Below are 26,749 nucleotides of genomic sequence, written 5' to 3'. Positions count from 1 at the left end.
AATGACCCCGCTGCTGTGCGGGACCCCTCAGGCGGCCGTGCGCGGCGGGACGCGGTAGAAGGCCAGTGCGAGGGCGGCACACGTGATCGCTGCCGCGCAGCCGGGCAGCACCCACACCCAGCCGAAGCCGAGCCCGTTGTGCACTCCCTGCAGCCAGGCGGAGAACCGGCCGAGCGCAGCGGCGAGCAGGACCGCCAGCACCGGGGTGGCGAACACCCTGGCCGCCAGGGCGCGCCTCCGTCGTCGCAGCGAGCCGGTGTCCACCAGGGTGCGCCGGAGGTGTGCCTGCCCGGCGACGACGGTGGCGCCCCCGAAGCCGAGCAGGAGCACCAGGAGCGTCGCGCCGGCGATGGCTGACGCTCTGGAGAGCGAGAACTGGATCGCGACGTCCCCGTACTGGTGCCGCTCCTCGGCCACCTGCGCCCCGCCGGCGAGCCGGGACACATGGGAGCGGAACCGCGCCTGGGCGTCGGTGGGCAGCGCCGCGAAGTCGAGGAACGCGACCAGTTCCCCGTCGGTCGCCCGGAGGTCCAGGGAGCGGGCGAGTTCACCGTCGGCCGGGACGACAGCGCCGGGCATGTTCCCGCCGAGCAGGGGGTCGGCCGTGGCCGGGGACTCCGTCACCTGGTCGGCGCGTCCCTGCCCTTGCGGCGTGAAGACCAGCAGCCCGAGGCGGCCCTGCTCCATCAGACTGGGGTCGGCGGTGAGCGTTGCCTGCTGCGTCCCGGCGGGGGACAGGGCGACGATGTTCATCGGGGACGCCGAGTCGTCGGGGACGCACGCGGGATCCACCAGCATCGGGTCGGTGATCGAGTCGCGCCGCATGCACTCGGCGATGCCCGCGCTGGTCGCTCGTACCTGGGCCGCCGACTCGTCCGGCAACAGGTACGTCATGACGCGCTCGCCGCCCAGGTCCCGGTAGACGTTCCGCAACTCCGCTCCGGCGACCGAGGGGACCTCGTACACCAGCAGCGAACCCGGCGGCTGCACGGCCGCGGACGTCTCCCGCATGGAGATGCCGTTGTGCATCGCCTCGGCTGCGTACGAGGTCGCTGTCCAGGTCAGCAGGGCAGCCACCATGACGACGGGCATGAGCGCCTGGGTCACGTGCCGCACCACCCGGCTCTCACCACGTCCCGCGCCGCGAACGGCGAGCGCGACGATCAGCACCGGTGCCGCGAACGCGGCGGCGGCCCCCCAGAGACCCCCGACGCCGACCGGCAGGACCCGGGCGATCGTCAGGGCCACCAGCACGACCCACAGGAGGACGACGGCGGTCGCCCAGCGTGGCGAGAGGCGGATCTCGGGGAGACGCCGGTGGTGCCCACGCCCCACGACGACGGGCAGTGCGCGGGCGACGGCGAGCACCAGGGCGGGCAGCCCGACGGTGAAGGCGGCCAGCATGCTCCAGGGCACCGAGAGCGACTGCCAGTCCTGACCGAGCCATGCGGAAACCGGCGTTCGGCCCAGCGAGCCGGCCGCCAGTGCCAGGCACGTGCCGGCCACGGCGCCGGCACCCACCGCCAGCGCTGCCGCGTGGCCGACGAGGCGCCAGGAATCGACGACGGTCATACCGGCCGCCTGGAGTGCGTCCACGTCGCGACGCAGCCGACGGGACAGGACGGCGAGCATCGACAGGATCAGGCATCCGGACAGCGCAGCGGTCGTCGGCGCGGCGTAGCCCAGGGCGGACAGGAGGGACTGCCTGGCGGCCACACCTTCGTCCTGGGCCAGGATCGCGACCGTCCGGCCGGTGAGTGCCCGCTGTTCGATCAGCGGCCGCAGTTGGTCGTCGGCGAACGGATCGGTGTCGGTCAGCCAGACAGTCGCGGCGCTCGCGTCCACCTCCTCCTGCATCAGCACGACCGTCAGGTCTCCGGCATGCGCGGGGGAGGACGTGGTGCCGGTGACGAGCAGCCGCTGCTGGTCCGCGTCGTCGCGGGTGAGCACGGCCTCGTCCCCGATCGCCAGGTCGAGGGCCGCCGCGAGCGACGACGAGACGGTCGCCTGGCCGGGACGGTCGGGGTGGCGGCCGTCGACCAGTAGGCCGAGGCCGGCGGCCGGATCGGCGACCGCGCGCACGTCCGCGGGTGAACTGGCTCCCGTGGCGGAGACGACCGCCGTGTCGTCGACCACGGGGAGGAGGTCCGTCCGTGAGGAGAGGACGGGGAGGGCGCGCTCCTGGTCGAGCACCTGGACCGCGAACTGCCGCCCGCCGGCCCCGACCTCCACCGACTGCTCGACCGCGGCCGAGACGGACGCCTGGAGCACCGTGGTCAGCGCGAATGCCGCTGCCAAGACCAATGACGTACCTGCCAGGCCCATGGCCATGGCCAGGCGGTGCCGGAGCAGTCGGTGCAGCAGGTGTCGCATCGTCACGCCGACGCCACCTCCGCGTCCTGCAGCCGGCCGTCGTGGAGCACCAGGCTGCGTGACATGGTCCGTGCCACGCTCCGGTCGTGCGTGGCGACCACGACCGACATCCCGTGCTCCCGGCTGAGATCCCGCAACAGGCGGGCCACGACCCCGGTGTTCTCCTCGTCGAGTGCGCCGGTGGGCTCGTCGGCCAGCAGGACTCGGCACCGGCTCACGAGCGCCCGGGCGATGGCCACCCGTTGCTGCTCCCCGCCGGACAAGGTGGCCAGGGACCGGTCGCCGAACCCGTGGAGACCCACCCGGGCCAGCGCCTCCTCCAGGTCGTCGGCCGGGGCGCTGACGGAGCGCAGCTCCGCGGCCAGCTGCAGGTTCTCCGCCACCGTGAGGAAGTCGACCAGCCGGTAGTCCTGGTGGACCACTGCGACACGCGTGTCACCGGATCCGCCCCTCCGACCGGTGGCCAGCGGTACCCCGTCGACGCTGACCGTGCCGCGGTCGGGTGACTGGAGCCCGGCGAGCACCCGCAGCAGGGTCGACTTCCCACTGCCGCTCGGTCCCATGACGACGACCGACTCCGTGCCCACCTCGAGCCGCACGGATCGGAGGGGTCGGATGCGCGTCGCGCCCTGCTGGTACGAGACGCTGACGTCGTGGCATGAGAGCACGGGGACACTCCAGTCATCGGGTGCGGCGCGAGTGCATCCACATCTGTCGTCCCCGGCCTTCCGGAGCCCCGTGCCGGACCGCGGGCCCCGGAAGGCGGCGACGTCGATGCGTCGAGCTAGATGTGCGTCATCTCCACGCGGGTCCGGTCGATGCCGCCCTTCCCCCAGGAGCTGGCCCGGGTGGTGTTGATCGCCGTGAACCATGCGGTGTGGTGGTCGGGGCCGTCGACGTCGCCCACCCCGCGCGCCTTCGTGTCAGCCTGGAGGTAGCTGCACCGTGCGAGCACCCGCCAGTCGTCGGGTGCCCAGTCGACGACCCGCTTCTCCGCCCATGCGGAACAGTTGCCACCGATCGCCCCCGCCTGCGGGGCCATGATGACCAGGCCGCCCAGCAGGGACGTCGTCATCGCCAGGACGGCTGCGCTCTTCTTCATGGCAGATCCTCTGAACGGGTCGTTCTTCGAACCTCTCGGACGAGAGTTGCGAGAGCGTCCCGCCGGCCGGTCGCCAAGGCAAGACCGTAGCGTTCCGAGACAGTGTCATTTCGGTTCTACTCCGGTGTTGCTCTCATTGCTCGGTGTGTCGGGTGATGTCGCTGCGTTGTCGTCGTGAGCGCTGCACCGACCGCCATCGGTGCCGGATCCCTCACCTGACCGAGAGGACGGAGTCCGGGTCGGCGGGATCGCGGGACTTCCTCACACCGGTCCCAAGCGCATCGCGAGCCACCTGGCCCCGTCCGATGCGCGCTAGAGTCCACGTCCCGTGCACCTCTCCAGCCTGACGCTCAAGGGCTTCAAGTCCTTCGCGTCCGCCACCACGCTGCGGCTGGAGCCCGGCATCACCGCTGTCGTCGGCCCCAACGGGTCGGGCAAGTCCAACGTCGTGGACGCCATCTCCTGGGTCCTCGGCGAGCAGGGGGCCAAGAGCCTGCGCGGCGGCAAGATGGAGGACGTCATCTTCGCCGGCACCGCGGGGCGGCCGGCGCTGGGCCGCGCCGAGGTGACGCTCACGATCGACAACTCCGACGGCGCTCTCCCGATCGAGTACACCGAGGTGTCGATCACCCGCCGCATGTACCGCTCCGGTGAGAGCGAGTACGAGATCAACGGCGACAAGGTGCGGCTGCTCGACGTCCAGGAGCTGCTCAGCGACTCCGGCATCGGGCGCGAGATGCACGTCATCGTCGGCCAGGGGCAGCTCGACGCCGTCCTCTCCGGCCGACCGGAGGACCGCCGCGCCTTCATCGAGGAGGCCGCCGGCGTCCTGAAGCACCGCAAGCGCAAGGAGAAGGCGCTCCGCAAGCTCGACGGCATGCAGGCCAACCTCGACCGGCTGGCCGACCTGACCGCCGAGCTGCGCCGCCAGCTCAAGCCCCTGGGCCGCCAGGCCGAGGTGGCCCGGCGCGCCGCCGGCGTCCAGGCCGACCTCCGCGACGCGCGCCTCCGGCTGCTCGCCGACGACCTGGTGCAGCTGCGCGACGCCCTCGACCGCGACGTGGCCGACGAGACCGCGGCCCGCGAGCGGCGGGCCGTCGTCGAGCGCGAGCTCTCCGTCGTCTCCCGGCGCGAGGCCGAGCTGGAGAGCGGCCTGGCGGCGAGCGCGCCCCGCCTGCAGGCGGCCTCCGACACCTGGTACCGGCTCTCGGCCCTGGGGGAGCGGTTCCGCAGCGTCGCCCAGCTGGCTGCCGAGCGGCACCGGCACCTCGCGGCCGCCGCCCCCTCTGCCGCGACCGGGCGCGACCCGGACCAGCTGGACGCCGAGGCCGACCGGGTCGCGGCCACCGAGACGGAGCTGGCGGCCGGCCTGGCCGCCGAGCGCGAGCGCCTCTCGGCCGTGGTGGCGGGCCGGGCCGAGCTGGAGGCGGCCCTGGCCGCCGCCGAGAAGGCCTGGGTCGCCGCCGCCCGCGCGCTCGCCGACCGCCGCGAGGGCCTGGCCCGGCTCTCCGGTCAGGTCGCCGCGGCGCGCTCCCGCGTGCACGCCGGTGAGGCGGAGATCGAGCGGCTCACCGTCGCCGCCCGCGAGGCCACCGACCGCGCCGAGGCCGCCGCCGACCGGCTGGCCGACCGGCGGGGTCAGGTCGCCGAGCAGGAGGACACCGACCTCGCCCTGGTCGCCGCGCACGAGGACGCCGTCGCCGCGCACGCCGCCGCGGCGCGCCGGGTGACCGAGCTGGCCGAGGCCGAGCGCGCCGCCGAGCGGGACCGGGCGTCCTGGCAGGCGCGCCGCGACGCGCTCGCCCTCGGGCTCACCCCCGCCGACGGCGCCGCCGCGGTGCTCGGCGCCGGCCTGCCCGGTGTCGTCGGCCCGGTCACCGAGCAGCTCACCGTCGCCCCCGGCGACGAGGTGGCCGTGGCGGCCGCCCTGGGCGGCATGGCCGAGGCCGTCGTCGTCGCCGGGGTGGCGGAGGCCGCCGCGGCGCTGGACCACCTCACCCGCACCGACGGCGGCCGCGCCGGGCTGCTCGTGACCGGCGGCCTGCCACCGGTCCCGCGGGACGGCTGGCCGGAGCTGCCGACCGGGGCCCGGTGGGCGCTGGACGCCGTGCAGGCCCCCGAGTCGCTGCGCCCGGCGCTGGCCCGGGCACTGGAGCGGGTGGCGCTGGTCGCCGACCTGGGCGCCGCCGTCGCGCTGGTCCGCACCCACCCCCGGGTGCGCGCGGTCACCGCGACCGGGAACCTCCTCGGCGCCGACTGGGCGCTGGGCGGGCAGGCCGATGCGCCGTCGAACCTGGAGCTGCGGGCCCGCGTCGACGAGGCGGGCGACGAGCTGACCGCCGCGTCGGCCCGGGCCGCCGAGCTCGCCGAGCAGCTGGCCGCCGCGAGGCAGGAGGCGCAGGCGCGGTCCGCCGCCGTCGAGGAGGCGCTCGCCGCCCGCCAGACCGCCGACCGCACCCGCTCCGCGGAGGCGGCGGCGCTGGCCGAGCTGGGTGCCGCGGCGCGGTCGGCGGCATCGGAGGCCGAGCGCTCGCTGGCCGCCCGCGTGCGCGCGGAGCAGGCGCTGGAGCAGGCCCAGGAGACGCTGACCCGGCTGGCGGAGCAGCTGGCCGCGGCCGAGGCGGCGCCCGTCGAGGAGGAGCCGCCCACCGAGGACCGGGACCGGCTGCGGGCCGAGGTGGCCGGTGCCCGGCAGGCCGAGACGGAGGCGCGGCTCGCCGTCCGCACCGCCGAGGAGCGGGCGCGGGCCCTGCAGGGCCGGGCCGAGTCGCTGCGCCGGCAGGCCCGGCAGGAGCGGGCCGCCCGCGAGCGGGCCGCGGCCGAACGGGCGGCACGGCAGCGCGGCGCGGCGGTCGCAGCGGCCGTGCGCACCGACGCCGAGGCCGCCCTCACGGCGCTGGAGCGGTCCCTGACCCGCGCCGCGGCCGAGCGCGACGCGCTGGCGTCCTCGCGCAGCGGCGCCGAGGCGGAGCTGCTGGAGGTCCGCAGCCGGGTGCGCGCGGCCACCGCGGAGCTCGACCGGCTCACCGACGAGGTGCACCGCGACGAGGTGGCGCGGACCGAGCAGCGCTACCGCATCGAGACGCTGGAGACCCGGGCGGCCGAGGAGTTCGGCGTCGACCTGCCCACCCTGCTCGGCGAGTACGGGCCGGCCGCGCCGGTGCCGCCGTCGCCGCAGCAGGTGGCCGAGGCGGAGGCGGCGGGGGAGCCGGCACCCGAACCGGTGCCCTACGAGCGCGCCGTCCAGGAGCGGCGGGTGGCCCGGGCCGAGCGCGACCTCGCCACGCTCGGCAAGGTCAACCCGCTGGCGCTGGAGGAGTTCGCGGCGCTGGAGGAGCGGCACACCTTCCTCGCCACGCAGCTGGAGGACCTGAAGACCACCCGCCGGGACCTGCTCACCGTCGTCCGGGAGGTCGACGGGCGCATCCACGACGTCTTCGCCGCCGCCTTCGCCGACGTGGCGCGGGAGTTCGAGCAGGTGTTCGCCACCCTGTTCCCGGGGGGCTCGGGCCGGCTGGTGCTCACCGACCCGGAGAACATGCTGACCACCGGCGTCGAGGTGGAGGCCCGGCCACCGGGCAAGAAGGTCAAGCGGCTGTCGCTGCTGTCGGGTGGCGAGCGGTCGCTGACGGCGGTCGCGCTGCTCGTGGCGATCTTCCGCGCGCGGCCGTCGCCGTTCTACGTGCTCGACGAGGTCGAGGCGGCGCTGGACGACGTCAACCTGGGCCGGCTGCTCGTGCTCGTGGAGCAGCTGCGGTCGACCTCGCAGCTGATCATCATCACGCACCAGAAGCGGACGATGGAGATCGCCGACGCGCTCTACGGCGTGAGCATGCGCGGCGACGGGATCACCGGCGTCATCAGCCAGCGGCTGCGGGAGCTCGAGACGGCCTAGCGGCTCCCGAGTGCCCGGGACCCGGCCAGCCAGGCCAGCAGGCGTCCCCTCGACCAGCAGCGGCCGACGGCCTCCACCCGCAGCGACGGTCCGTCGAGCAGCGCCAGACCGAGGATGCTGTGGCCGGAGGCGCGCCGGTCGCCGAGCGTCGGCACCCCCGGTGCGACGCCGACGCCCTCCGCCGACACCCACGCGACCGGCCGGCGCGCGGCCACCTCGCCGAGGCGGTGCAGGAAGCGCAGGCGGCTCTCGGGCGGGTGGCGCGACAGCGCCCACGCCGTGACGACGACGGGGAGGGCGTCGGCGGGCACCCGGGCGACGGCCTCGGGCAGCAGCTCGACGGCGTCGCCCCGCAGCAGCTCCGGTGGGGCCGCCGCCGCCAGCGCCAGCTCCGCGTCGAGCCGGGCGCGCCGCTCCGCGTCGTCCGGCCGCAGGCACGCGCGCAGCCACCGGGTGTCGTCCGCGTCGGTCACGTCGAGCGGATCGGGGTCGATGCCGATCCGGGCGACGACCTCGGGCAGGGGCCGGGCCGGGAGGGATCGGTCGCCGACGACCGAGCAGGACAGCTGCACGGGGGACGCCGGGTCGCCCAGCGGCGGGCCGCCGCCGTAGGTGATGCCGACGCGGTCGACGGCGAGCCGGAGCCCCGCCGCGCAGTCGACGTCGACCAGCCCGACCGCCTCGGTGCCCGCACGGTGCGCCGCCTCGGCGACGGCCGGGTGGAGGACGGTGCAGGCGCCGGTGCCGTCGGTGCGCGGCCGCCGGCGCCCGGCCAGGGCCACGAGCTCCTCGGTCCTCCGCAGCAGCGTGTCGATCGCCGCCGCGGCAGCCGCGTCGCCGTCCCCGGTGGCGTAGGCGGCGGCGAGCGCGGGGGCGCGTCCGGCGAGGGCGAGGTCGTGCAGCGCGGCGAGGACCAGGGCCGGGTGCCGCCTGCGCGCCGGCAGCGCCCCGAGGGCCCGCAGCGCAGCGTCGGAGCCGGCGAGGGCCCGGGCGACGCGTGCGTGCAGGGGCGAGATCGCGGCCTCGGTCTCGGCGAAGCGCCGGTACACCTCGAGCACCCCGACGAGGCTAGCGCCGGTGCGCGTGCCGAAGGCATAGGAAGCTCTACCTGCGGATCCGCGCCCGAATCGTAGGTAAAGCTTCCTATGCCTAGACCCCGGAGCGGACCTCCAGGTCGACGACGACCGGCAGGTGGTCCGAGGCGCCCTCGGCATCGAGCACGTGGGCCCCGGCGACGGCGATCCCGGCCGACACCCAGACCTGGTCGATGCGGCGGTGCGGCGACCGCGCCGGATGGGTGTGACCGGCGTCGGCCTGCCAGAACCGCCACCCGGCGCCCTGGTCGTCGCGGGCGCGGGCCAGTCGCCAGGCGTCGGTGAACCGCTGCCGCAGCGCGTCCAGCTCCGGGGCGTCGGGTGCGGTGTTGAAGTCACCGACCAGGACGCCGGTCTCCATCGCGTCGGTGTGCAGCCCGGCCAGCGCGGCCACCTGCGCCGCCCGCTCCTCGGCCGACCGCGTGGTGAGGTGCGTCGCGGTGATCCACAGCGCTCCGCCATCGAGCTCCACCATGGTCCGCAGCGCGCTGCGCGGCTCGCCGCTGCCGGGCAGGGGGTGGACGTCGCTGATCAGGATCGGCAACCGCGACAGCAGGGCGTTGCCGTACTGGCGGGGCGGCTGGTCGCCCGGTCGCTGCTCGTCGATCGCCGGCCCCCACGCGAGCTGCATGTCCAGCGCCCGGGACAGCAGCAGCGCCTGGTCGACGTCCTCGCTGCGCGGCCCGAAGTGGCGGTCGACCTCCTGCAGGCAGATGACGTCGGCGTCGAGCGAGGCCAGCAGCGTGGCCAGCCGCGGCAGGTCGTGGCGGGCGTCGGCGCCCACGCCGTGGTGGGTGTTGAACGTGACCAGGCGGACCGGGATCGGTGGCTGGTCGGGACCGGGGGCCGGCTTCGTCACCGCGCCACCCTCTCAGGCTCGGAGAGCTGCATGTCGGCGACCTCGCTCAGGGCAGCGGAACCCCGCTCGCTCACGGAGAGCACGAAGCGGGCCTCCGGGCCGTCGAGGAACAGCTCACCGATCTGGTTGCCGAAGTACGGGCCGGCCTGCTTCTCCCACTCCAGGCCCGCGGGCTCGGCGCCGACCCAGCGGGCCAGCCGCTCGGTGAGCCGCCGGGCGCGCCGGCTCCAGCCGATCCGGAAGGCGACCTTGATGGGGTGCGGTGCCTGGTTGTGCAGCGGCGAGACGGTGAGCTGGTGCACGCGCGAGGTGAGCCCCACCGGCGCCACGACCTCCGCCGAGTAGGCGTGGTGCACGTCGCCGGAGAGCACCAGGGTGGTCGCCGGCGCCGGCCCGTGCTCGCCCCGGGCCACCGAGAGCACCGCGCGGCCGAGCCGGTCGAAGGAGTGCCCGAACGCCGCCCAGTGCTCGAGATCGGCCAGCTGGCGCACCAGCTCGGCGAGCCGGCCCCGCAGCCGGCCGTGGTGGCGCACGTTCAGGGTGGCGTTCCACCGCTCGAGCGAGTCGACGGCGTGGGGGAGCAGCCACGGCAGCGACGTCCCGATCACCAGGTGCTGCACCTCGTCGGCGGCGGCCTGCCGCATCGCCGCCTCCACCCAGTCGAACTCGTCGTCGTCGAGCATGCGCCGGCCGTCCTCCTGCAGCACCCGCCCGGCGCGGCTGTCGACCATGACCAGCCGGGCGTCGCCCCAGTGCCGCACGAAGCTCCAGCGCGTGCTCGTGGGGTCCTCGTCGGCGCGGACGGCCATCTCCCGCAGGACCGGCTCGGCGTCGACGGTCGCGTCCCCGGCGGCGTCGGTGAGGTCCTGGACCGCGCGCCACACCTTGTTCTCGGCCAGCTCCCGCGGGCTGAGGTTGCCCAGGTGCTGGTAGACCCAGTAGCTGATCAGGCCGCCGGTGATCCGGCCGCGCCACCAGTCCTTCGCGCGCGTCGTCCGCCGCCAGGCGGCCGAGGTGTTCCAGTCGTCGATCATCTCGTGGTCGTCGAAGATCATCGAGGACGGGATCGTGGAGAGCAGCCAGCGCACCTCCGGGTCCCGCCACGACTCCACGTAGAGCTGCGTGTACTCCTCGAAGTCCGCGACCTGCGTGCGGGGCGCCGGCGCCCGCTGGGCCCGCTCCCGGCGGCCGGCGATCCAGCCCCGGGTCCGCTTGGTCAGCTCGTCGGCGTAGACCTGGTCGCCGAGCAGGACGAGCGCGTCGGGCCACTCGTCCTCCGGCCGGGCGGCGAGCTGCCGGGCGTAGAGGTCGAGGGCGTCGGGCGGGATGCCCTCGGAGTCCTCCACCGTGCGGGGGCTGGCGTACCGGCAGGACCCGAACGCGAGCCGGAAGGGCCCCGGCCGGCCGGGGGTGCGGATGCGGCTGGGCGGGAAGCCGGTCCCCGCCGTCGGCCAGACGACGACGCCGTCGAGCCGCACCTCGTAGGGCGTGGTGCTGCCGGGCGCAAGCCCCTCCACCAGCACCAGCGCGTAGTGGTGGCCGCTCACCGCGAAGGTGCGGGCGCGCCGCCCCAGCACGTCGACCTCGCACGGCCGGTCCGTCTCGACCCAGACGGTGGCGGAGACGGGGTCGACGTGCCGCAGGAGGGGGCCCAGCACGAGGGCGGGGGCGCTGCGAACGGAGGGCGGCATGGGCACAGCCTGGCCTACGTCCCCGGGTGCGGGCACCCGGTGTCCCGGAGGTGCCGGCCGGGCGGCGGCTGGAAGACTCGGGGCATGGAATTCGTGCTGATCGCGATCGCGATCCTGCTGGTCGCCCTCATCGCCGGTGTCAGCCTGCTCGTCGGCCGTGGACGGCGGACGACGCGGCTCGACGACGACGCCGCCAGCGGCACGACGCTGACCCGCCCCCGGCCCCCCGCTCCGCCGGTCGAGCAGCCGCGGCCGACCGGTGCCACCGCGTCGGGACTGGGTCTCCAGGACCAGCCCGACGCGGTGGTCCCCGAGGCTCCGCCGGCCGTGGAGCTGCCCCCGGCAGAGCCCGAGCCGGGGCTGGTGTTCGAGACCCCGGCGCCCTCGGCGGGACGGCTGGTGCGGCTGCGCTCACGGCTGGCCCGGTCGCAGTCCTCGCTGGGCCGGGGCCTGCTCACAGTGCTGGCCCGCGAGAAGCTGACCGAGGACGACTGGGAGGAGATCGAGGAGACCCTGCTCGCCGCCGACGTCGGCGTCGCGGCCACGACCCAGATCGTCGAGCGGCTGCGCACCCAGTCGATGGTGCTGGCCACCGCCTCCGGCGCCGAGCTGCGCGAGCTCCTCGTCGACAACCTCGCCGCGGTCCTGGGCCCCGACCTCGACCGGACGCTCGGCACGGCCCGGCACGAGGGCCGGCCCGGCGTGGTGCTGGTCGTGGGGGTCAACGGCGCCGGGAAGACGACCACGGTCGGCAAGCTCGCGCGCGTGCTCGTCGGCGACGGCAAGAGCGTGATCCTCGGTGCGGCCGACACCTTCCGGGCCGCGGCCGCCGACCAGCTGGAGACGTGGGGCGAGCGGGTGGGGGTGCTCACCGTCCGCGGGCGCGAGGGCGGCGACCCCGCCGCCGTCGCCTTCGAGGCGGTGCGCACCGGCATGGAGGCGGAAGTGGACACCGTCGTCGTCGACACCGCCGGGCGGCTGCACACGAAGTCGGGCCTGATGGACGAGCTCGGCAAGGTCAAGCGGGTCGTGGAGAAGCAGGCACCGGTCACCGAGGTGCTGCTGGTGCTCGACGCCACGACGGGGCAGAACGGCGTCGTGCAGGCCCGGGTGTTCACCGAGGCGGTCGAGGTCACCGGCGTCGTGCTCACCAAGCTCGACGGCACCGCGAAGGGCGGCATCGTCGTCCGGGTGCAGCAGGAGCTGGGCATCCCGGTGAAGCTGATCGGCCTCGGCGAGGGCCCCGACGACCTCGCGCCGTTCGAGCCGAGGGCGTTCGCCGAGGGGCTCGTCGGCGAGGGGTGACCCCTCGGCCGGTGGGGTGAGGGCCGGAGCGGTGCGCGCGGCCCGAGGGTGCGAGGCGTCACACGGTCGGGTCGGCGCAACACGGTCGCAACGCGGGGCCGGGACACGCGCTGCGGAGTTCACGACCCCGAAACGTGGCACCGACGTCGCCGGAAACACGGGCCCGGCACGGTGAACGCCGCGTCGCCCTCCTTGCGCGGAGGGCGCGAGCTCACCGATACGGCCGCCCGGCCGACGACCCGACACAGGAGGTTGCCGTGGTCAACACCGGCGACACCGCCTGGATCCTCACCAGCGCCGCGCTCGTGCTGCTGATGACCCCTGGCCTCGCGCTCTTCTACGGCGGCATGGTCCGCGCCAAGAGCGTGCTGAACATGATGATGATGAGCTTCGGCGCACTGGCCCTGGTCAGCGTGCTCTGGGTGCTCTTCGGCTACTCGATCGCCTTCGGCGACAGCGTCGGGGGCAGCGGGCTGATCGGCGACCCGGCCGAGTTCCTCGGCCTCGCAGGCCTGATGGAGGACACGACCGGCGAGGCCGGTGGCCTGCCCGCCATGGCCTTCGTCGGCTTCCAGGCCGCCTTCGCCATCCTGACGGTGGCACTGATCTCCGGTGCCATCGCCGACCGCGCCAGGTTCGGCGCCTGGATGGTCTTCGTGGGCATCTGGGCCACGATCGTCTACTTCCCGGTGGCGCACTGGGTGTTCGCCTTCGACGGCGACGACGTGATCGGTGGCTGGATCGCCAACGACATCGCCGCCATCGACTTCGCCGGCGGCACCGCCGTCCACATCAACGCCGGTGCGGCGGGTCTGGCCCTCGCCCTGGTCCTCGGCAAGCGCCGTGGCTTCGGCCGCGACGCGATGCGCCCGCACAACCTGCCGCTGGTCATGATCGGCGCCGGGCTGCTGTGGTTCGGCTGGTTCGGCTTCAACGCCGGCTCCGCGCTCGCGGCCGACAACGCCGCCTCGGTGGTCTGGGTCAACACCCTCGTCGCCACCGGCGCGGCGATCCTCGGCTGGCTGCTGGTGGAGAAGATGCGGGACGGGCACTCCACGTCCCTGGGCGCCGCCTCCGGTGTCGTCGCCGGGCTCGTGGCGATCACGCCGGCCTGTTCCGCGGTCTCGCCGATCGGCGCCATCATCATCGGCGCGATCGCCGGTGCGCTCTGCGCCCTGGCGGTGGGGCTGAAGTACAAGCTCGGCTACGACGACTCGCTCGACGTCGTCGGCGTCCACCTCGTCGGCGGGCTCTGGGGCACCATCGCCATCGGGTTCCTGGCCGACCCCGACGCCCCGGCCGGCGTGGAGAGCCTCTTCTTCGGCGGCAGCGTCGACCAGCTGTGGCGGCAGGTCGTCGGAGCGGTGGCCGTCCTCGTCTTCTCCTTCGTCCTTACGCTGGTCATCGGGATCGCGATCCAGAAGACCATGGGCTTCCGGATCCGCGAGGAGGACGAGATCGCCGGCATCGACACCGTCGTGCACGCCGAGTCCGGCTACGACTTCGCCTCGCTGGGCAGCAGCGGTTCCACCGCCCCACTGAGCGGCCAGGCGCGCGCCGAGGCCCGTAACACGGAAGGGATCCGGGCATGAAGCTGGTCACCGCGATCGTCAAGCCGTTCAAGCTCGACGACGTCAAGAACGCCCTCGAGCTGATCGGCATCGCCGGGCTCACCGTCAGCGAGGTCCAGGGCTTCGGCCGGCAGCGGGGTCACACCGAGGTCTACCGCGGCGCGGAGTACCAGGTGGACTTCGTGCCGAAGGTCCGCATCGAGGTGGTCGTCAGCGAGCTGGACGCCGCCCGGGTCGTGGACGCCGTCGTCGAGGCCGCCTCCACCGGTCAGATCGGCGACGGGAAGGTGTGGGTGACGACGATCGACGAGGTCGTCCGGGTCCGCACCGGCGAGCGCGGGGACGACGCGCTCTAGTCGAAGGACCCCGTCCTCCTGATCCCTCGCCCGCTCGGGCGAGTCTCTGGACGGGGCCCGCGTCGGCCGGGGTGGTGGGTTCCTCCACCGCCCCGGCCGACGCATCTTCCGACCGTTGCTCCACCGGAGGGGGATGTGTGCTGGACACCCAGGCGCTGCCGGGCCTGAGCCGCGCGGGACGCGTGGCGGCCCTGGACGGATGGCTCGCCGGGCTGCTGGACGACGCCGTGGCCGGCACCCCGCCGTCGCACACCCGCCGCGGGGGGACGCCGCCCCGGACCGGCACCGACGGGGTGGCGCTGGTCGCCGTCGGCAGCCTGGGCCGCCGGGAGCCCCCGCCGCACGGCGACCTGGACCTGGTCCTCGTGCACGAGGACCGGCCGGAGATCGCCGCCCTCGCCGATGCCCTCTGGTACCCGGTCTGGGACGCCGGCCTGCGGCTGGACCACTCGGTGCGCTCGGTCTCGGAGGCGGTCGCCGTCGCTTCGACCGACGTCAAGGCCGGGCTCGGGCTGCTCGACGCCCGGCTGGTGGCCGGCGACGCCGGGCTGGCCGCCCGGCTGCGCACGGCGACCCTGGCCAGCTGGCGGCAGCACGCCTCCCGGCTCCTGCCGCAGCTCCGCGACCTGCGGCGCGAGCGCGGTCGCCGCCTGGGCGAGCTCGCCTTCCTGCTGGAACCGGACCTGAAGGAGGCCTACGGCGGCCTGCGCGAGGGGCAGGTGCTGCGTGCGGCGGCCGCCGCCCAGCTCGCCGACGAGCCCGCCGCGGAGGTCGAGCAGGCCTATGCCTTCCTGCTCGACGTGCGCGACGAGCTGCGCCGGCGGTCCGGGCGGGCCTCCGACGTCCTGGTGCGCCAGGAGCAGCGGGCGGTGGCCGTCGCGCTCGGCCTGGCCGACGAGGACGTGCTGCTGCGCGAGGTGAGCCTGGCCGGGCGGCGGCTGGCGTTCGTCGCCGACGAGACGTGGCGCCGGGTGGAGGCCGGGCTGGTCCGCCGTCCCCGGGGCCGCTACCGCCGGGTGCGGCGCGAGCCGCTGGCCGACGGCGTCGTCCGGCAGGGCGACGAGGTGGTGCTCGCGCGGGACGCCCGCCCCGCCGCCGACCCCGGGCTGCTCCTGCGGGCCGCAGCGGCCGCCGCCCGGGCCGACCTGCTCCTGTCGCCGTACACGCTCAAGGTGCTCGCCGTGCACAGCCCGCCGGTGCCGGAGCCCTGGCCGTCGGAGGTCCGGTGGTCCTTCCTCCGGCTGCTGGCCAGCGGCCGGTCCGCCGTGCCGGTGCTGGAGCAGCTGGACCAGGAGGGCCTGCTCGCCCGCCTGCTGCCCGAGTGGGACCGCATCCGGTCGCTGCCGCAGCGGCACCCCTGGCACCGCTTCACCGTCGACCGGCACCTGATCGAGGCCGCGGCCGCGGCCGCGGAGCTCACCCGCGACGTCGACCGGCCCGACCTGCTGCTGGTCGCCTCGCTGCTGCACGACATCGGCAAGGGCTGGCCGGGTGACCACAGCGAGGTGGGCGAGCCGATCGCCGCCGCCATCGGCGCGCGGATGGGCTTCGCCGAGGCCGACGTCGCCACGCTCGGCACGCTGGTGCGCCACCACCTGCTGCTGCCGGCGACGGCGACCCGGCGCGACATAGACGACCCGGCGACGATCGATCGGGTGGCCGCCACCATCGGCCGCGACGCCTCCGTGCTGCACCTGCTGCACGCGCTGGCGCAGGCCGACGGCGCGGCCACGAGCGCGTCGGCGTGGTCACCGTGGAAGGCGCACCTGGTCGCGGCGCTGGTGGCCCGGGTGCAGGCGCAGCTCGGCGGCGCGCCGCTGAGCGAGCCGGAGCCGGTGCTGCACCCGGCCACGCGGGCGCAGGCGACAGTGCTCGCGCCGGGCATCCCGGGCGCGACCCGGGGCGTGACGGTCGGTATCGAGGAGGTGGCCGACGGCCAGCAGGTGACGATCGGGGCCCCCGACCGGCCGGGGCTGCTCAGCACCTGCGCCGGTGTGCTCGCGCTGAACCAGCTCGACGTGCGGGCCGCGAAGATGACCGTGGCCGACGGCTACGGCACCGGCGTGTTCGCGGTGCGGCCCCGGTTCGGGCGGGCGCCGGTGCCGGAGATCCTCGCCGACGGCGTGCGCGCCGCCCTGGAGGGGACGCTCTCGCTGCCCGAGCGGCTGCGGCAGCGGGAGGCCGACTACCGCCAGGAGACCCGCTCCGCGCCACCGCGGATCTCCTGGCACAACCACGAGGTCAGCGGGCGGGCGACCGGGATCGTGGAGGTGCGCGCGGGGGACCGGACCGGGTTGCTCTACCGGCTGACCGCGGCGATCGCGGCGGAGGGGCTGGACGTCACGTCGGCCCGGATCGAGACGCTCGGCGGGGACGCGGTCGACTGCTTCTACGTGGCCGACCCCTCGGGCTCCCCGGTGGACCCGGAGCAGCGGCAACGGGTCGACGCGGCCCTCGTCGCGGCCACCCGGGGCCCGGCCGTGGCGGCGGGATACGACACGCCGTCCTGAGCTACCTCGTTCTGTCGTACCCGCGTGCGACGGTCGTGGGCAGAGGGGACGGACCGGTCCCACCTGCCGAGAGGAGCCGACTCGTGGAGAGCCGCCACTGGCCCTGCCCGTCCTGCGGGGACGACCGGGACTTCGTGCAGCCGCCGTGCGTCGACGGCCACACCGAGGACGGCGGCGAGTGCCCCGAGTGGGCGTGCGCCGACTGCGGCACCGCGATCGTCACCGGTCAGACGGCCCTGCTGCGAACCGAGGTCCGCTCCGCCCGCGCGGCCTGAGAAAACTCCCCGTCCCCCTCACGCCTCGCACGCTCGGCGTGAGCCTCTGGGCGGGGCTCCCGCCCCCACCGCCCGCCGGCTCGCGGCGGGACCCTGCGGGAGGGCCGCCCCGTCACCTCCTCACTCGATACGCTGGGAGACAGGTGGCGCGGCGAGCCCGCGCCCGTGACTGCTGAGGACGTGCTGTGTTCGAGACCCTCTCCGACCGCCTGGACAAGGTGTTCACCGGCCTGCGCGGGAAGGGCCGGCTGTCCGACGCGGACATCGACTCGACCGCGCGGGAGATCCGCATCGCGCTGCTGGAGGCCGACGTCGCGCTGCCCGCGGTGCGGGCATTCATCAGTGCGGTCAAGGAGCGCGCCCGGGGGGCGGAGGTCTCGCAGGCGCTGAACCCGGCGCAGCAGGTCGTCAAGATCGTCAACGAGGAGCTCATCCAGATCCTCGGCGGCGAGACCCGCCGCATCCGGCTGGCCAAGCAGTCGCCGACGGTGATCATGCTGGCCGGTCTGCAGGGTGCCGGTAAGACCACCCTCGCCGGCAAGCTGGGCCGCTGGCTGAAGTCGCAGGGGCACACGCCGCTGCTGGTCGCCGCCGACCTCCAGCGCCCCAACGCGGTGAACCAGCTGTCGATCGTCGCCGGTCAGGCGGGGGTCGACGTCTTCGCGCCGGAGCCGGGCAACGGGGTCGGCGACCCGGTGCAGGTGGCCCGCGACTCGATCGAGCACGCCCGCCGGACCATGCACGACGTCGTCGTCGTCGACACCGCCGGCCGGCTGGGCATCGACGCCGAGCTGATGCAGCAGGCGGCCGACATCCGCGACGCGGTCCGCCCGGACGAGACGCTGTTCGTGGTCGACGCGATGATCGGCCAGGACGCCGTCACGACGGCCCAGGCGTTCCAGGAGGGCGTCGGGTTCAGCGGCGTCGTCCTCACCAAGCTCGACGGCGACGCCCGCGGTGGTGCCGCGCTGTCGGTGCGGTACGTGACCGGCCAGCCGATCATGTTCGCCTCCACCGGCGAGAAGCTCAGCGACTTCGACGTCTTCCACCCCGAGCGGATGGCCTCGCGCATCCTCGGCATGGGCGACATGCTCACGCTGATCGAGCAGGCCGAGCGGACGTTCGACGCCGAGCAGGCCGAGCGGATGGCGGGCAAGCTCGCCTCCCGCGAGGGCTTCACCCTCGAGGACTTCCTCGAGCAGATGATGGCGATCCGCAAGATGGGGCCGATCGCCAACCTGCTCGGCATGCTCCCGGGCGCGGGCCAGATGAAGGAGCAGCTCAAGCAGGTCGACGACCGCGACCTCGACCGCACGGCGGCGATCATCCAGTCGATGACGCCCGAGGAGCGGGTCAACTCGAAGATCATCAACTCGTCGCGCCGGGTGCGCATCGCCAACGGCTCGGGCGTGACGGTCACCGAGGTCAACGGCCTGCTGGAGCGGTTCGCGCAGGCCCAGAAGATGATGGGCCAGATGGCCGGCAGCATGGGTCTGCCCGGCATGGGCCCCATGTCGAAGAAGGCTCGCGGTCGGCAGATGCAGGCGCAGTCGAAGAAGGGCAAGGGGAAGAAGGGCAAGGGCAAGGGTGGCCCGGCGCGCCGTCCCGTGGGCGCCCCCGGGCTGCCGCCCGGCGCGGGCAACACCTTCGGGGCGAACCCCTTCGGCGGCGGCGGGATGCCGGGGCTGCCCCCGGGTCAGGCCATGCCCGACCTCACCAAGCTGAACTTCGACCAGTTCAAGGACGGCAACGGGCGGTGACCGCCCCCGCCCTCCACCTGTCCGGTGTGGTGCTGCCCGAGGGCGAGCACCGCGACGTCTGGGTGCGCGACGGGCGGTTCACCTTCGAGCCGGTCCCGGGAGCGGAGACGGTGAGCCGGGGTGGCTGGCTGCTGCCCGGCCTGGTCGACGCGCACTGCCACGTGGGCATCGCCCGCGGCGGCGGGCACGTCGAGGACATCGCCCACGCGCGCACCCAGGCGCTGGTGGAGCGGGACGCCGGGGTGCTGGCGCTGCGCGACTGCGGCTCGCCGGTGGACACCCGGGAGCTGGACGGCGACCCGGAGCTGCCGACGATCATCCGGGCCGGGCGGCACATCGCCCGCACCCGCCGGTACATCCCGGGGCTGGCCGTCGAGCTGGAGCCCGAGGACCTCGTCGAGCAGACGCGCATCCAGGCCGGCCGGGGTGACGGCTGGGTGAAGCTGGTCGGCGACTGGATCGACCGGTCGGTCGGCGACCTGGCCCCCGAGTGGCCGGCCGACGTCGTCGCCGCGGCGATCGCGGCGGCGCACGAGGAGGGCGCCCGGGTCACCGCGCACACCTTCGGCACCGACGCGCTGCCGGCGCTGATCGAGGCCGGGATCGACTGCATCGAGCACGGCACCGGGCTGACCGAGGAGCTCATCGGCGAGATGGCCCGCCGCGGCACCGCCGTCGTCCCGACGCTGGTGAACGTGGAGAACTTCCCGGGGTTCGCGGCGGCGGGGGAGCAGAAGTTCCCCAGCTACGCCAGCACGATGCGGCGGCTGTACGCGAACTCCGGTGCGGTGGTGCGGGCCGCCTACGAGGCGGGCGTCCCGGTGTTCGCCGGCACCGACGCCGGCGGCGGCATCGACCACGGCGTCATCGCCGACGAGATCCGGGCGCTGTGCCAGGCGGGCATCCCGGCCGAGGCGGCCCTGGCCGCCGGGTCGTGGGGAGCGCGGGAGTGGCTCGGGCTGCGGGGGATCGAGGAGGGGGCGACGGCCGACGTCGTCGTGTACGACACCGACCCGCGCGCCGACCTCGACTCGTTGCAGCGACCGCGACGAACCATCCTGCGCGGCCGCGTCGTCGCCTGATCAGCGAGCGTTTCCCGCAGCTGCGTGGGCGTCAGTTGATGCAGCCGGTGTCGGCGGCGGTGCGGGCCTCCTCCTCGGCCTCGGCCACCAGCGGCTGGACGTCCGTCTCCTGCCCGATGCCGTTGAAGTCCGAGCCGAGGACGAGCTGGACGGTGCCCGGGGTGGCGTCGTCGACCGCCCGGGTGACGGCGCCCGGGATCTCGGCGGAGAGGGTGGCGGCGAGGGCCTCGTCGCCGGCGGCGTACCGGACCTCGGTCTGCGCGTAGTCGGCGGAGTCCGCGTTGCCCGTGGAGACCACCGAGAAGCCCTCGGCCTCCAGCTGGGTCTCCGCCTGCGCGGCCAGGCCACTGGTGCCGGAGCCGTTGAAGACGGCGACCGCCACCTCGGCGGGGTCGACCGGCTCCGGCGGGGCGGCCTCCGGCGCGGCCTCCTCGGGTTCGGCCGACAGCTGGGCGAAGAACTGGCGCAGGGTGGTCTCGTCGGCGAGCCGGACGATCGACGCGTTGCCCTCCCGGTCGATCCCGAGGTTGGGCACGGTTTGGAACTCGATGCTGCCGGTGGTGACCGACTGCATCTGCTCGGCGAGCTGCAGCAGGTTGAGGTCCTCGTCCACCGTCAGGGACTCGGCGGCGGCCTGGACGAGCTCGCGCTGCTTGCCGAGGTCGAGCAGCACGTCGTCGGAGAGCATCTTGCGCAGCACCCCGGCGATGAAGACCTGCTGGCGGACGATGCGGTCGAAGTCGCCCCCCGGCAGCCCGTGGCGCTGGCGGACGAACTTGAGCGCGTCCGCGCCGCTGATCGTCTGCTTGCCGGCGGGGAAGACCGCGCCGGACCACTCGCGGTCGTCCACGGGCTCGCAGAGGTTGACCTCGACGCCGCCCACGACGGTGCTCAGTTCGAAGAAGCCGAGCAGGTCCACCTCGGCGTAGTGGTCGATCTGCAGCCCTGTCAGCCGGCTGATGGTGCGCACCAGCAGCTGGGCGCCGGCGGCCTGGCGGGCGCTCTCGCTGGCGGCGTCGTCGGCGGCGGCGTAGCCGTAGGCGTAGGCGGCGTTGAGCTTGTCCATGCCGTGCCCGGGGATCTCCACCCAGGAGTCGCGGGGGAAGGAGACGAACGAGGCGCGCGACCCGTCGGCGGGGACGTGCACGAGGATCATCGTGTCGGTGTTGATGCCGGAGTCGGTGCCGGCCTGCAGCTCGGCCAGCTGCTCCTCGGTGAGCGTGCTGCGGCTGTCGTTGCCGACCAGCAGCAGGTTCATCGCCTCGCCGACGTCCCCGCTGTCGTCGTTGCCGTCGGTGGGGATGGCGTCGGTCCGGTTGACCGTCGCGTCGGCGACCTGGCCGAGGTACCAGCCCCACCCGGAGCCGGCGAGCAGCAGGACCGAGAGCAGCCCGGCGACGATCCGGCTGCTGACCACGAGACGGCGGCGACCGCCCCGCTCGCGGAAGCCGGCAGGGCTGGCACCGGCGCGGGAGCGCGGCGGGAGGCCGGCGCGCGGGTCGAGCCGTGGGGGCAGCGGCCGACCGCCGTGATCGTCCTGCCGGCGGTCTCGGCCCACGAACTTCCTCGCTCCCGGGATCGGCCCCGCGCGGGGGGATGTCGACGAGCCTCTGACCTGCTCGATCGTAGCCACGCTGCGCCGGGCGGCGGCGCCTGCGACTCAGGCCACGGCAGTCCGGCAGACCGGGACGGCGCTCCGTCACGACGTGCCGACCGCGCGGCGACGCTGGTTGACTCGTCGCATGGTCACGCCACTCCCGGAACCGGACCCCCCGATCGACCCGACCGAGCCGGCGCCCGACGACCCGGGCGAGCTGCTGCCCGACACACCCGACACGCTGCCGCCCGCGCCGGTCGAGCCCTCGCCCGACGACCCCGGCGGCGACCCGGGCGGGGTGCCCGAGCCGGCCTGACGGGTCGCCCCCGGCCGTCGGCCGCGCCAAGCCGGTCCCGTGGACGTCGGCCTGCGGCCGCCTGGGAGACTCGCTCCGTGCTGTTGCGGATGTCCTCCCTGTTCCTGCGGACCCTTCGGGACGACCCGGCCGACGCCGAGGTCCCGAGCCACCGCCTGCTGGTGCGCGCCGGCTACATCCGGCGTGCCGCCCCCGGCGGGTTCAGCTGGCTGCCGCTGGGCTTCCGGGTCTTCCGCAACGTCGAGCGGATCGTCCGCGAGGAGATGGACCGGATGGGCGCCCAGGAGGTGCACTTCCCCTCGCTGCTGCCCAAGGAGCCCTACGAGGCCACCGGCCGCTGGACCGAGTACGGCGACAACCTGTTCCGTCTGCAGGACCGCCGAGGTGTCGACCACCTGCTCGGCCCCACGCACGAGGAGATGTTCACGCTCCTGGTGAAGGACCTGTACTCGTCGTACAAGGACCTGCCGCTGTCGCTGTACCAGATCCAGACCAAGTTCCGGGACGAGGCGCGTCCCCGCGCCGGCCTGCTGCGCGGCCGCGAGTTCACGATGAAGGACAGCTACTCCTTCGACGTCGACGACGCCGGCCTGGACAAGTCCTACGCCGCGCACCGGGACGCCTACATCCGCATCTTCGACCGCCTCGGCCTCGAGTACGCCATCGTCTCGGCGATGTCCGGGGCCATGGGCGGCTCCAAGAGCGAGGAGTTCCTGCACCCGACGGCGATCGGTGAGGACACCTTCGTCCGCTCGCCCGGCGGCTACGCGGCCAACGTCGAGGCGGTCACCACGGTCGTCCCCGACGAGATCCCGCTCGACGGCCTGCCGGAGGCGCACGTCGAGGACACCCCCGACACCCCGACCATCGAGACGCTCGTCGCCGTCGCGCAGGAGATGTTCCCCGAGGAGCGCTACACCGCCGCCTCGACGTTGAAGAACGTCGTCGTCCTGCTGGTGCACCCCGACGGCACCCGCGAGCCGCTGGTCATCGGCATCCCCGGCGACCGCGAGGTCGACCTCAAGCGGCTGGAGGCGCAGGTCGCCCCCGCCGAGGTCGAGCCGTTCGCCGACTTCGACAAGCACCCCGCGCTGGTCAAGGGCTACATCGGCCCCCAGGCGCTCGGCAGCGAGAGCGAGTCGGGGATCCGCTACCTGGTGGACCCGCGGGTCGTCACGGGCACCCGCTGGATCACCGGCGCTAACCAGCCCGGCAAGCACGTGTTCGACCTGGTCGCGGGGCGCGACTTCACCTGGGACGGCGTCATCGAGGCCGCCGAGGTGCTCGCCGGCGACCCCGCGCCCGACGGCTCCGGCCCGCTGGAGCTCGCCCGCGGCGTGGAGATCGGCCACATCTTCCAGCTCGGCCGCAAGTACGCCGAGGCGCTCGACCTCAAGGTGCTCGACGAGAACGGCAAGCTCGTCACCGTCACCATGGGCTCCTACGGCATCGGCGTCTCCCGCGCCGTCGCCGCGATCGCCGAGTCCACCCACGACGAGCTCGGCCTGGTCTGGCCGCGCGAGGTCGCCCCGGCCGACGTGCACATCGTGGCCACCGGCAAGGACGCCGCCGTCTTCGAGGCCGCCGAGGCGCTCGCCCAGGAGCTGGTGGGGCAGGGACTCACCGTGCTCTACGACGACCGGCCCAAGGTCTCGCCCGGCGTGAAGTTCAAGGACGCCGAGCTGCTCGGCATGCCGACGATCGTCACCGTCGGCCGCGGCCTGGCCGAGGGCGTGTTCGAGCTGCGCGACCGGAAGTCCGGCGAGCGCGAGGAGATCCCCGTCGACGGCGCCGCCGCCCGGGTCGTCGCCGCCGTCCGCGGCTGAGCTCCGCACCGTGGCGCGAGACGTCGAGGAGCAGGTCGCGCTGAGCGACCAGCTGGTGGACCAGCGCCTGGGCATGGGCGACCAGGTGCACCAGCCCCGGCCGATCGACCACCTGGCTGGCTTCCGGTCGCGGAGGGCGGCCGAGGCGGCGGGGGAGGAGCTGGTCGCCGCCGGCTACCGGATCGACGGGCTGCGGCGCCGGTTCCTCACCGTCTGGCTGGAGTTCAGCGCGATGACCGCCGTCGACTCCGCCACCGCGGCCGCCTTCACCCGTGAAGTCGTGGGCATCGTCGACCGGCACGGCGGGAGCTACGACGGCTGGGGCGGCTTCCTGGTCGCCGCGGAGGACTAGCTCCTCGGCCCCGTCCAGAGGCCCGCGCCCGGGCCTGCGAGGGCGGGAGGAGGGAGGGCTCCTCTTTCTGGCACAATGAACGGTCGAACACGGCGGCAGCGGCCCTCTCACCGTTGACGCCCGTGTCCCTGGCTCCGCCCCGGCGTACCCCCACACGTCGTTCCGGCGAGCACCGAAACGCGTTCGAGGAGAACACCACACACCGTGGCAACCAAGATCAAGCTCATGCGCCTCGGCAAGATGCGCGCGCCGTACTACCGCATCGTCGTCGCCGACGCCCGCACCAAGCGCGACGGGCGCTCGATCGAGACGATCGGCAAGTACCACCCGAAGGAGGACCCCTCCTTCATCGAGGTCGACTCCGAGCGGGCGCAGTACTGGCTGGGTGTCGGCGCGCAGCCGACCGAGGCCGTCGCCGCCATCTTCCGGGTCACCGGTGACTGGCAGAAGTTCAAGGGCGAGGCCGCGCCGCCGCCCATGAAGGTCGCCGAGCCGAAGCCGGACAAGAAGGCCCTCTACGAGGCCGCCGTCCGCTCCGGCATGGACGAGCCGGCCGCCGGTGCCACCACCCCGAAGAAGAAGGCCGCCCCCAAGGCCGACGCTCCCAAGGCCGACGCCGCCGAGGCCCCCGCGGCCGACGCTGCTCCGGCCGAGACGCCGGCCGAGTAAGACGTGCTCGAAGAAGCGCTCGAGCACCTGGTCAAGGGCATCGTCGACAACCCCGACGACGTCACCGTCGACCTGCTCACCAACCGCCGCGGCAAGACCCTCGAGATCCGGGTGCACCCCGACGACCTCGGCAAGGTCATCGGCCGCGGCGGGCGCACCGCCAAGGCGCTGCGCCAGGTGATGACCGGAGTCGGCGGACGGGGCCTGCGGGTCGACGTCGTCGACACCGACGGGCGCTGAGCACGAGCTCTTCGAGCGCGAGCACGTGACACAGGACGAACCCACCGACACCGTGGTGGTCGGCCGCATCGGCCGGCCCCACGGTGTCCGTGGTCTCGCCACCGTCGAGGTCCGCACCGATGACCCCGACCTCCGCTTCGCCCCCGGCGCGGTGCTGCTCACCGATCCGGCCGACCGGGGCCCGCTCACCGTCGTCGACAAGCGCTGGCACAGCGGCACCCTGCTGCTGCAGCTGGCCGGTCCGGCCGGTGAGGTCTACGACGTCCGCGAGGCCGTGGACGAGCTGCGCAACACCCTCCTGCTGGTCCGCGTCGCCGACCTGCCGGAGATCGAGGAGCCCGACTCCTACTACGACCACCAGCTGGTCGGCCTGACCGCGCGGCTGACCGACGACTCGGTGCTCGGCGAGGTCACCGCCGTCCGGCACGAGGCGCAGGACCTGTTGGTCGTGCGCCGCGCCGAGGGGCGCGAGGCGCTGATCCCCTTCGTCTCGGCGATCGTGCCCACCGTCGACGTCGACGGAGGGTTCCTGGTCGTCGATCCGCCGGAGGGGCTGCTCGACCTGTGAGCGGACAGGGGCGTGAGCATCGCAGCGAGGAACGAGCGAGGAGCGGAGCGGCCCGCGGGAGCGAACCGGGTGCACTGAGCGACGCCTTCCGCATCGACGTCGTCACGATCTTCCCCGAGTACCTGGCGCCGCTGCGTCAGTCGCTGCTGGGCAAGGCCATCGAGCGCGGCCTGGTCGAGGTCGGCGTGCACGACCTGCGGCAGTGGACCGACGACGTCCACCGCACCGTCGACGACGCCCCCTACGGCGGCGGCCCCGGCATGGTGATGAAGGCCGAGCCGTGGGGCCGCGCGCTGGACGCCGTCCGCCCGCCGGGCACCCGGCTGGTCGTCCCGACCCCCGCCGGCCGGCCGTTCACCCAGCGCATGGCCGCGGAGTGGGCCACCGAGCCGGGGCTGGTCTTCGCCTGCGGCCGCTACGAGGGCATCGACCAGCGGGTCGCCGACTGGGCCGCCGACGCCGGACCCGTCTCCGAGGTGTCGATCGGCGACTACGTGCTGGCCGGCGGGGAGTCCGCGGTCCTGGTGATGACCGAGGCCGTGACCCGGCTGCTCCCCGGCGTCGTCGGCAACCGCGAGTCCGTGGAGTTCGACTCGCACGCCGACGGCCTGCTCGAGGGCCCGTCCTACACCCGGCCGGTGACCTGGCGCGGTCACGAGGTGCCCCCGGTGCTGCTGTCGGGCAACCACGCCGAGATCGACCGCTGGCGCCGGGCCGAGTCGCTGCGCCGCACCGCGGCCCGCCGCCCCGATCTGCTCGCCGCCCTGCCGGGCGACGCGCTCACCGACGCCGAGCGGGCGGCGCTGGCCGGTGAGTGACCGGCCGGTCCTGCGCAGGACGGCGCGGGTGGTCGTCCTCGACCCGGCCGGCCGGGTGCTGCTGCTCGGCGCGCGCCTGCCCGACCCGTCCGTCCCGCCCGGCGAGGTGCTGTTCTGGTACACGCCCGGCGGGGGAGTGGAGGACGGCGAGACGCTCCGCACGGCCGCCGTTCGCGAGCTGGCCGAGGAGATCGGGCTGCACGTCGAGCCCGGCGCGCTGGAGGGGCCGGTGTGGCTCCGGCGGCACGTCGGCCCGTTCGGCGACCAGGTCTACGACACCCGCGAGACCTTCTTCGTGCTGCGCGACGTCGTCCACGAGGTCGTTCCCGGGGCGCTGACCGAGCTGGAGGTGCTGGCCGACGAGCCGCACCGGTGGTGGGCGGCGGAAGAACTGGCGGCGCGCGTGGACCTCGTGCCGGCCGAGCTCCCCGCGCTGCTGGCCGAGTTGCAGGCGGGGCCGTGGACGGGGCCGCCGCGCATCGTCGGCTGA

General features: G+C 74.5%; 23 protein-coding genes. 16 read left to right on the top strand and 7 right to left on the bottom strand.

The features are described from left to right. Nucleotides 1-27 precede the first annotated feature (27 nt). From ACI8AG_RS10215 to ACI8AG_RS10205, 3 genes are all read right to left on the bottom strand, one after another. Nucleotides 28-2,379, bottom strand: a complete 2,352-nt coding sequence (locus ACI8AG_RS10215) for a hypothetical protein (protein ID WP_456596943.1) — start codon at nucleotides 2,377-2,379, stop codon at nucleotides 28-30. Beyond that, nucleotides 2,376-2,972 carry an ABC transporter ATP-binding protein gene (locus ACI8AG_RS10210; protein WP_456596942.1) on the bottom strand — a complete coding sequence of 199 codons (597 nt, stop codon included), beginning with the start codon at nucleotides 2,970-2,972 and terminating at the stop codon, nucleotides 2,376-2,378. Before ACI8AG_RS10210 ends, ACI8AG_RS10215 begins: the two co-directional genes overlap by 4 nt. Nucleotides 2,973-3,157: 185 nt before the next feature. After that, on the bottom strand, nucleotides 3,158-3,475 hold the full coding sequence (locus ACI8AG_RS10205; RefSeq protein ID WP_456596941.1) for a hypothetical protein: 318 nt from the start codon (nucleotides 3,473-3,475) through the stop codon (nucleotides 3,158-3,160). Nucleotides 3,476-3,803: 328 nt separating this feature from the next. Between ACI8AG_RS10205 and smc the strand changes: the two genes are divergently transcribed. Continuing rightward, entirely contained in the window at nucleotides 3,804-7,370 is a 3,567-nt protein-coding gene (gene smc, locus ACI8AG_RS10200; RefSeq protein WP_456596940.1) for a chromosome segregation protein SMC, read from the top strand. Here the strand turns inward: smc and ACI8AG_RS10195 are convergent. The 3 genes from ACI8AG_RS10195 to ACI8AG_RS10185 form a co-directional block, all read right to left on the bottom strand. Further along, a complete protein-coding gene (locus ACI8AG_RS10195) occupies nucleotides 7,367-8,428 on the bottom strand; it encodes a DUF2332 domain-containing protein (protein WP_456596939.1) in 1,062 nt (353 codons plus the stop codon). The genes smc and ACI8AG_RS10195 overlap by 4 nt on opposite strands. 91 nt (nucleotides 8,429-8,519) lie before the next feature. Further along, the gene (locus tag ACI8AG_RS10190; RefSeq protein ID WP_456588813.1) at nucleotides 8,520-9,323 is read right to left on the bottom strand and encodes an endonuclease/exonuclease/phosphatase family protein; all 804 of its coding nucleotides are present in this window, start codon (nucleotides 9,321-9,323) and stop codon (nucleotides 8,520-8,522) included. Beyond that, the gene (locus ACI8AG_RS10185) at nucleotides 9,320-11,014 is read right to left on the bottom strand and encodes an alkaline phosphatase D family protein (protein ID WP_456596938.1); all 1,695 of its coding nucleotides are present in this window, start codon (nucleotides 11,012-11,014) and stop codon (nucleotides 9,320-9,322) included. The genes ACI8AG_RS10190 and ACI8AG_RS10185 overlap by 4 nt, the downstream gene beginning before the upstream one ends. 84 nt (nucleotides 11,015-11,098) lie before the next feature. On the opposite strand from ACI8AG_RS10185, the gene ftsY reads away from it, so the two are divergent. The 7 genes from ftsY to ACI8AG_RS10150 all read left to right on the top strand — a co-directional run bounded on the left by ftsY (nucleotide 11,099) and on the right by ACI8AG_RS10150 (nucleotide 19,873). Further along, the gene (gene ftsY, locus ACI8AG_RS10180; protein ID WP_456596937.1) at nucleotides 11,099-12,319 is read left to right on the top strand and encodes a signal recognition particle-docking protein FtsY; all 1,221 of its coding nucleotides are present in this window, start codon (nucleotides 11,099-11,101) and stop codon (nucleotides 12,317-12,319) included. A gap of 257 nt (nucleotides 12,320-12,576) precedes the next feature. Next, nucleotides 12,577-13,911, top strand: a complete 1,335-nt coding sequence (locus ACI8AG_RS10175; protein ID WP_456596936.1) for an ammonium transporter — start codon at nucleotides 12,577-12,579, stop codon at nucleotides 13,909-13,911. Further along, nucleotides 13,908-14,246, top strand: coding sequence for a P-II family nitrogen regulator (locus ACI8AG_RS10170; RefSeq protein ID WP_135146504.1), 339 nt, complete (start codon nucleotides 13,908-13,910; stop codon nucleotides 14,244-14,246). The genes ACI8AG_RS10175 and ACI8AG_RS10170 overlap by 4 nt, the downstream gene beginning before the upstream one ends. 137 nt (nucleotides 14,247-14,383) lie before the next feature. After that, nucleotides 14,384-16,756, top strand: coding sequence for a [protein-PII] uridylyltransferase (locus tag ACI8AG_RS10165; RefSeq protein ID WP_456596935.1), 2,373 nt, complete (start codon nucleotides 14,384-14,386; stop codon nucleotides 16,754-16,756). 83 nt (nucleotides 16,757-16,839) lie between these two features. Continuing rightward, nucleotides 16,840-17,031 carry a hypothetical protein gene (locus ACI8AG_RS10160; protein WP_456596934.1) on the top strand — a complete coding sequence of 64 codons (192 nt, stop codon included), beginning with the start codon at nucleotides 16,840-16,842 and terminating at the stop codon, nucleotides 17,029-17,031. A 185-nt stretch (nucleotides 17,032-17,216) separates the two neighbouring features. Next, nucleotides 17,217-18,791, top strand: a complete 1,575-nt coding sequence (ffh, locus tag ACI8AG_RS10155; RefSeq protein WP_456588807.1) for a signal recognition particle protein — start codon at nucleotides 17,217-17,219, stop codon at nucleotides 18,789-18,791. Beyond that, nucleotides 18,788-19,873: an amidohydrolase family protein gene (locus tag ACI8AG_RS10150; protein ID WP_456596933.1), complete on the top strand. Its 1,086-nt coding sequence runs from the start codon at nucleotides 18,788-18,790 to the stop codon at nucleotides 19,871-19,873. The genes ffh and ACI8AG_RS10150 overlap by 4 nt, the downstream gene beginning before the upstream one ends. A 31-nt stretch (nucleotides 19,874-19,904) precedes the next feature. On the opposite strand, the gene ACI8AG_RS10145 is transcribed toward ACI8AG_RS10150, so the two are convergent. Then, nucleotides 19,905-21,431: an LCP family protein gene (locus tag ACI8AG_RS10145; protein WP_456596932.1), complete on the bottom strand. Its 1,527-nt coding sequence runs from the start codon at nucleotides 21,429-21,431 to the stop codon at nucleotides 19,905-19,907. Nucleotides 21,432-21,615: 184 nt separating this feature from the next. Here ACI8AG_RS10145 and ACI8AG_RS10140 point away from each other — a divergent pair, with 184 nt between their 5' ends. From ACI8AG_RS10140 to ACI8AG_RS10105, 8 genes are all read left to right on the top strand, one after another. After that, nucleotides 21,616-21,786, top strand: a complete 171-nt coding sequence (locus tag ACI8AG_RS10140; protein ID WP_456596931.1) for a hypothetical protein — start codon at nucleotides 21,616-21,618, stop codon at nucleotides 21,784-21,786. Between the two features lie 77 nt (nucleotides 21,787-21,863). Next, nucleotides 21,864-23,612 carry a proline--tRNA ligase gene (locus ACI8AG_RS10135; protein ID WP_456596930.1) on the top strand — a complete coding sequence of 583 codons (1,749 nt, stop codon included), beginning with the start codon at nucleotides 21,864-21,866 and terminating at the stop codon, nucleotides 23,610-23,612. A 10-nt stretch (nucleotides 23,613-23,622) separates the two neighbouring features. Beyond that, a complete protein-coding gene (locus tag ACI8AG_RS10130; protein WP_456596929.1) occupies nucleotides 23,623-23,964 on the top strand; it encodes a ribonuclease E inhibitor RraB in 342 nt (113 codons plus the stop codon). A gap of 204 nt (nucleotides 23,965-24,168) precedes the next feature. Continuing rightward, nucleotides 24,169-24,633: a 30S ribosomal protein S16 gene (gene rpsP, locus ACI8AG_RS10125; protein ID WP_456596928.1), complete on the top strand. Its 465-nt coding sequence runs from the start codon at nucleotides 24,169-24,171 to the stop codon at nucleotides 24,631-24,633. Nucleotides 24,634-24,636: 3 nt separating this feature from the next. Continuing rightward, nucleotides 24,637-24,873 carry an RNA-binding protein gene (locus ACI8AG_RS10120; RefSeq protein ID WP_113799223.1) on the top strand — a complete coding sequence of 79 codons (237 nt, stop codon included), beginning with the start codon at nucleotides 24,637-24,639 and terminating at the stop codon, nucleotides 24,871-24,873. Nucleotides 24,874-24,898: 25 nt separating this feature from the next. Continuing rightward, the gene (gene rimM, locus ACI8AG_RS10115; RefSeq protein WP_456588800.1) at nucleotides 24,899-25,441 is read left to right on the top strand and encodes a ribosome maturation factor RimM; all 543 of its coding nucleotides are present in this window, start codon (nucleotides 24,899-24,901) and stop codon (nucleotides 25,439-25,441) included. Continuing rightward, nucleotides 25,438-26,259 carry a tRNA (guanosine(37)-N1)-methyltransferase TrmD gene (gene trmD, locus ACI8AG_RS10110; RefSeq protein ID WP_456596927.1) on the top strand — a complete coding sequence of 274 codons (822 nt, stop codon included), beginning with the start codon at nucleotides 25,438-25,440 and terminating at the stop codon, nucleotides 26,257-26,259. Before rimM ends, trmD begins: the two co-directional genes overlap by 4 nt. After that, nucleotides 26,252-26,749, top strand: coding sequence for an NUDIX hydrolase (locus ACI8AG_RS10105; RefSeq protein WP_456588798.1), 498 nt, complete (start codon nucleotides 26,252-26,254; stop codon nucleotides 26,747-26,749). Before trmD ends, ACI8AG_RS10105 begins: the two co-directional genes overlap by 8 nt.

Source organism: Blastococcus sp. SYSU DS0552, from assembly GCF_054050815.1.
This window is presented reverse-complemented; position numbering and strand designations above follow the sequence as displayed.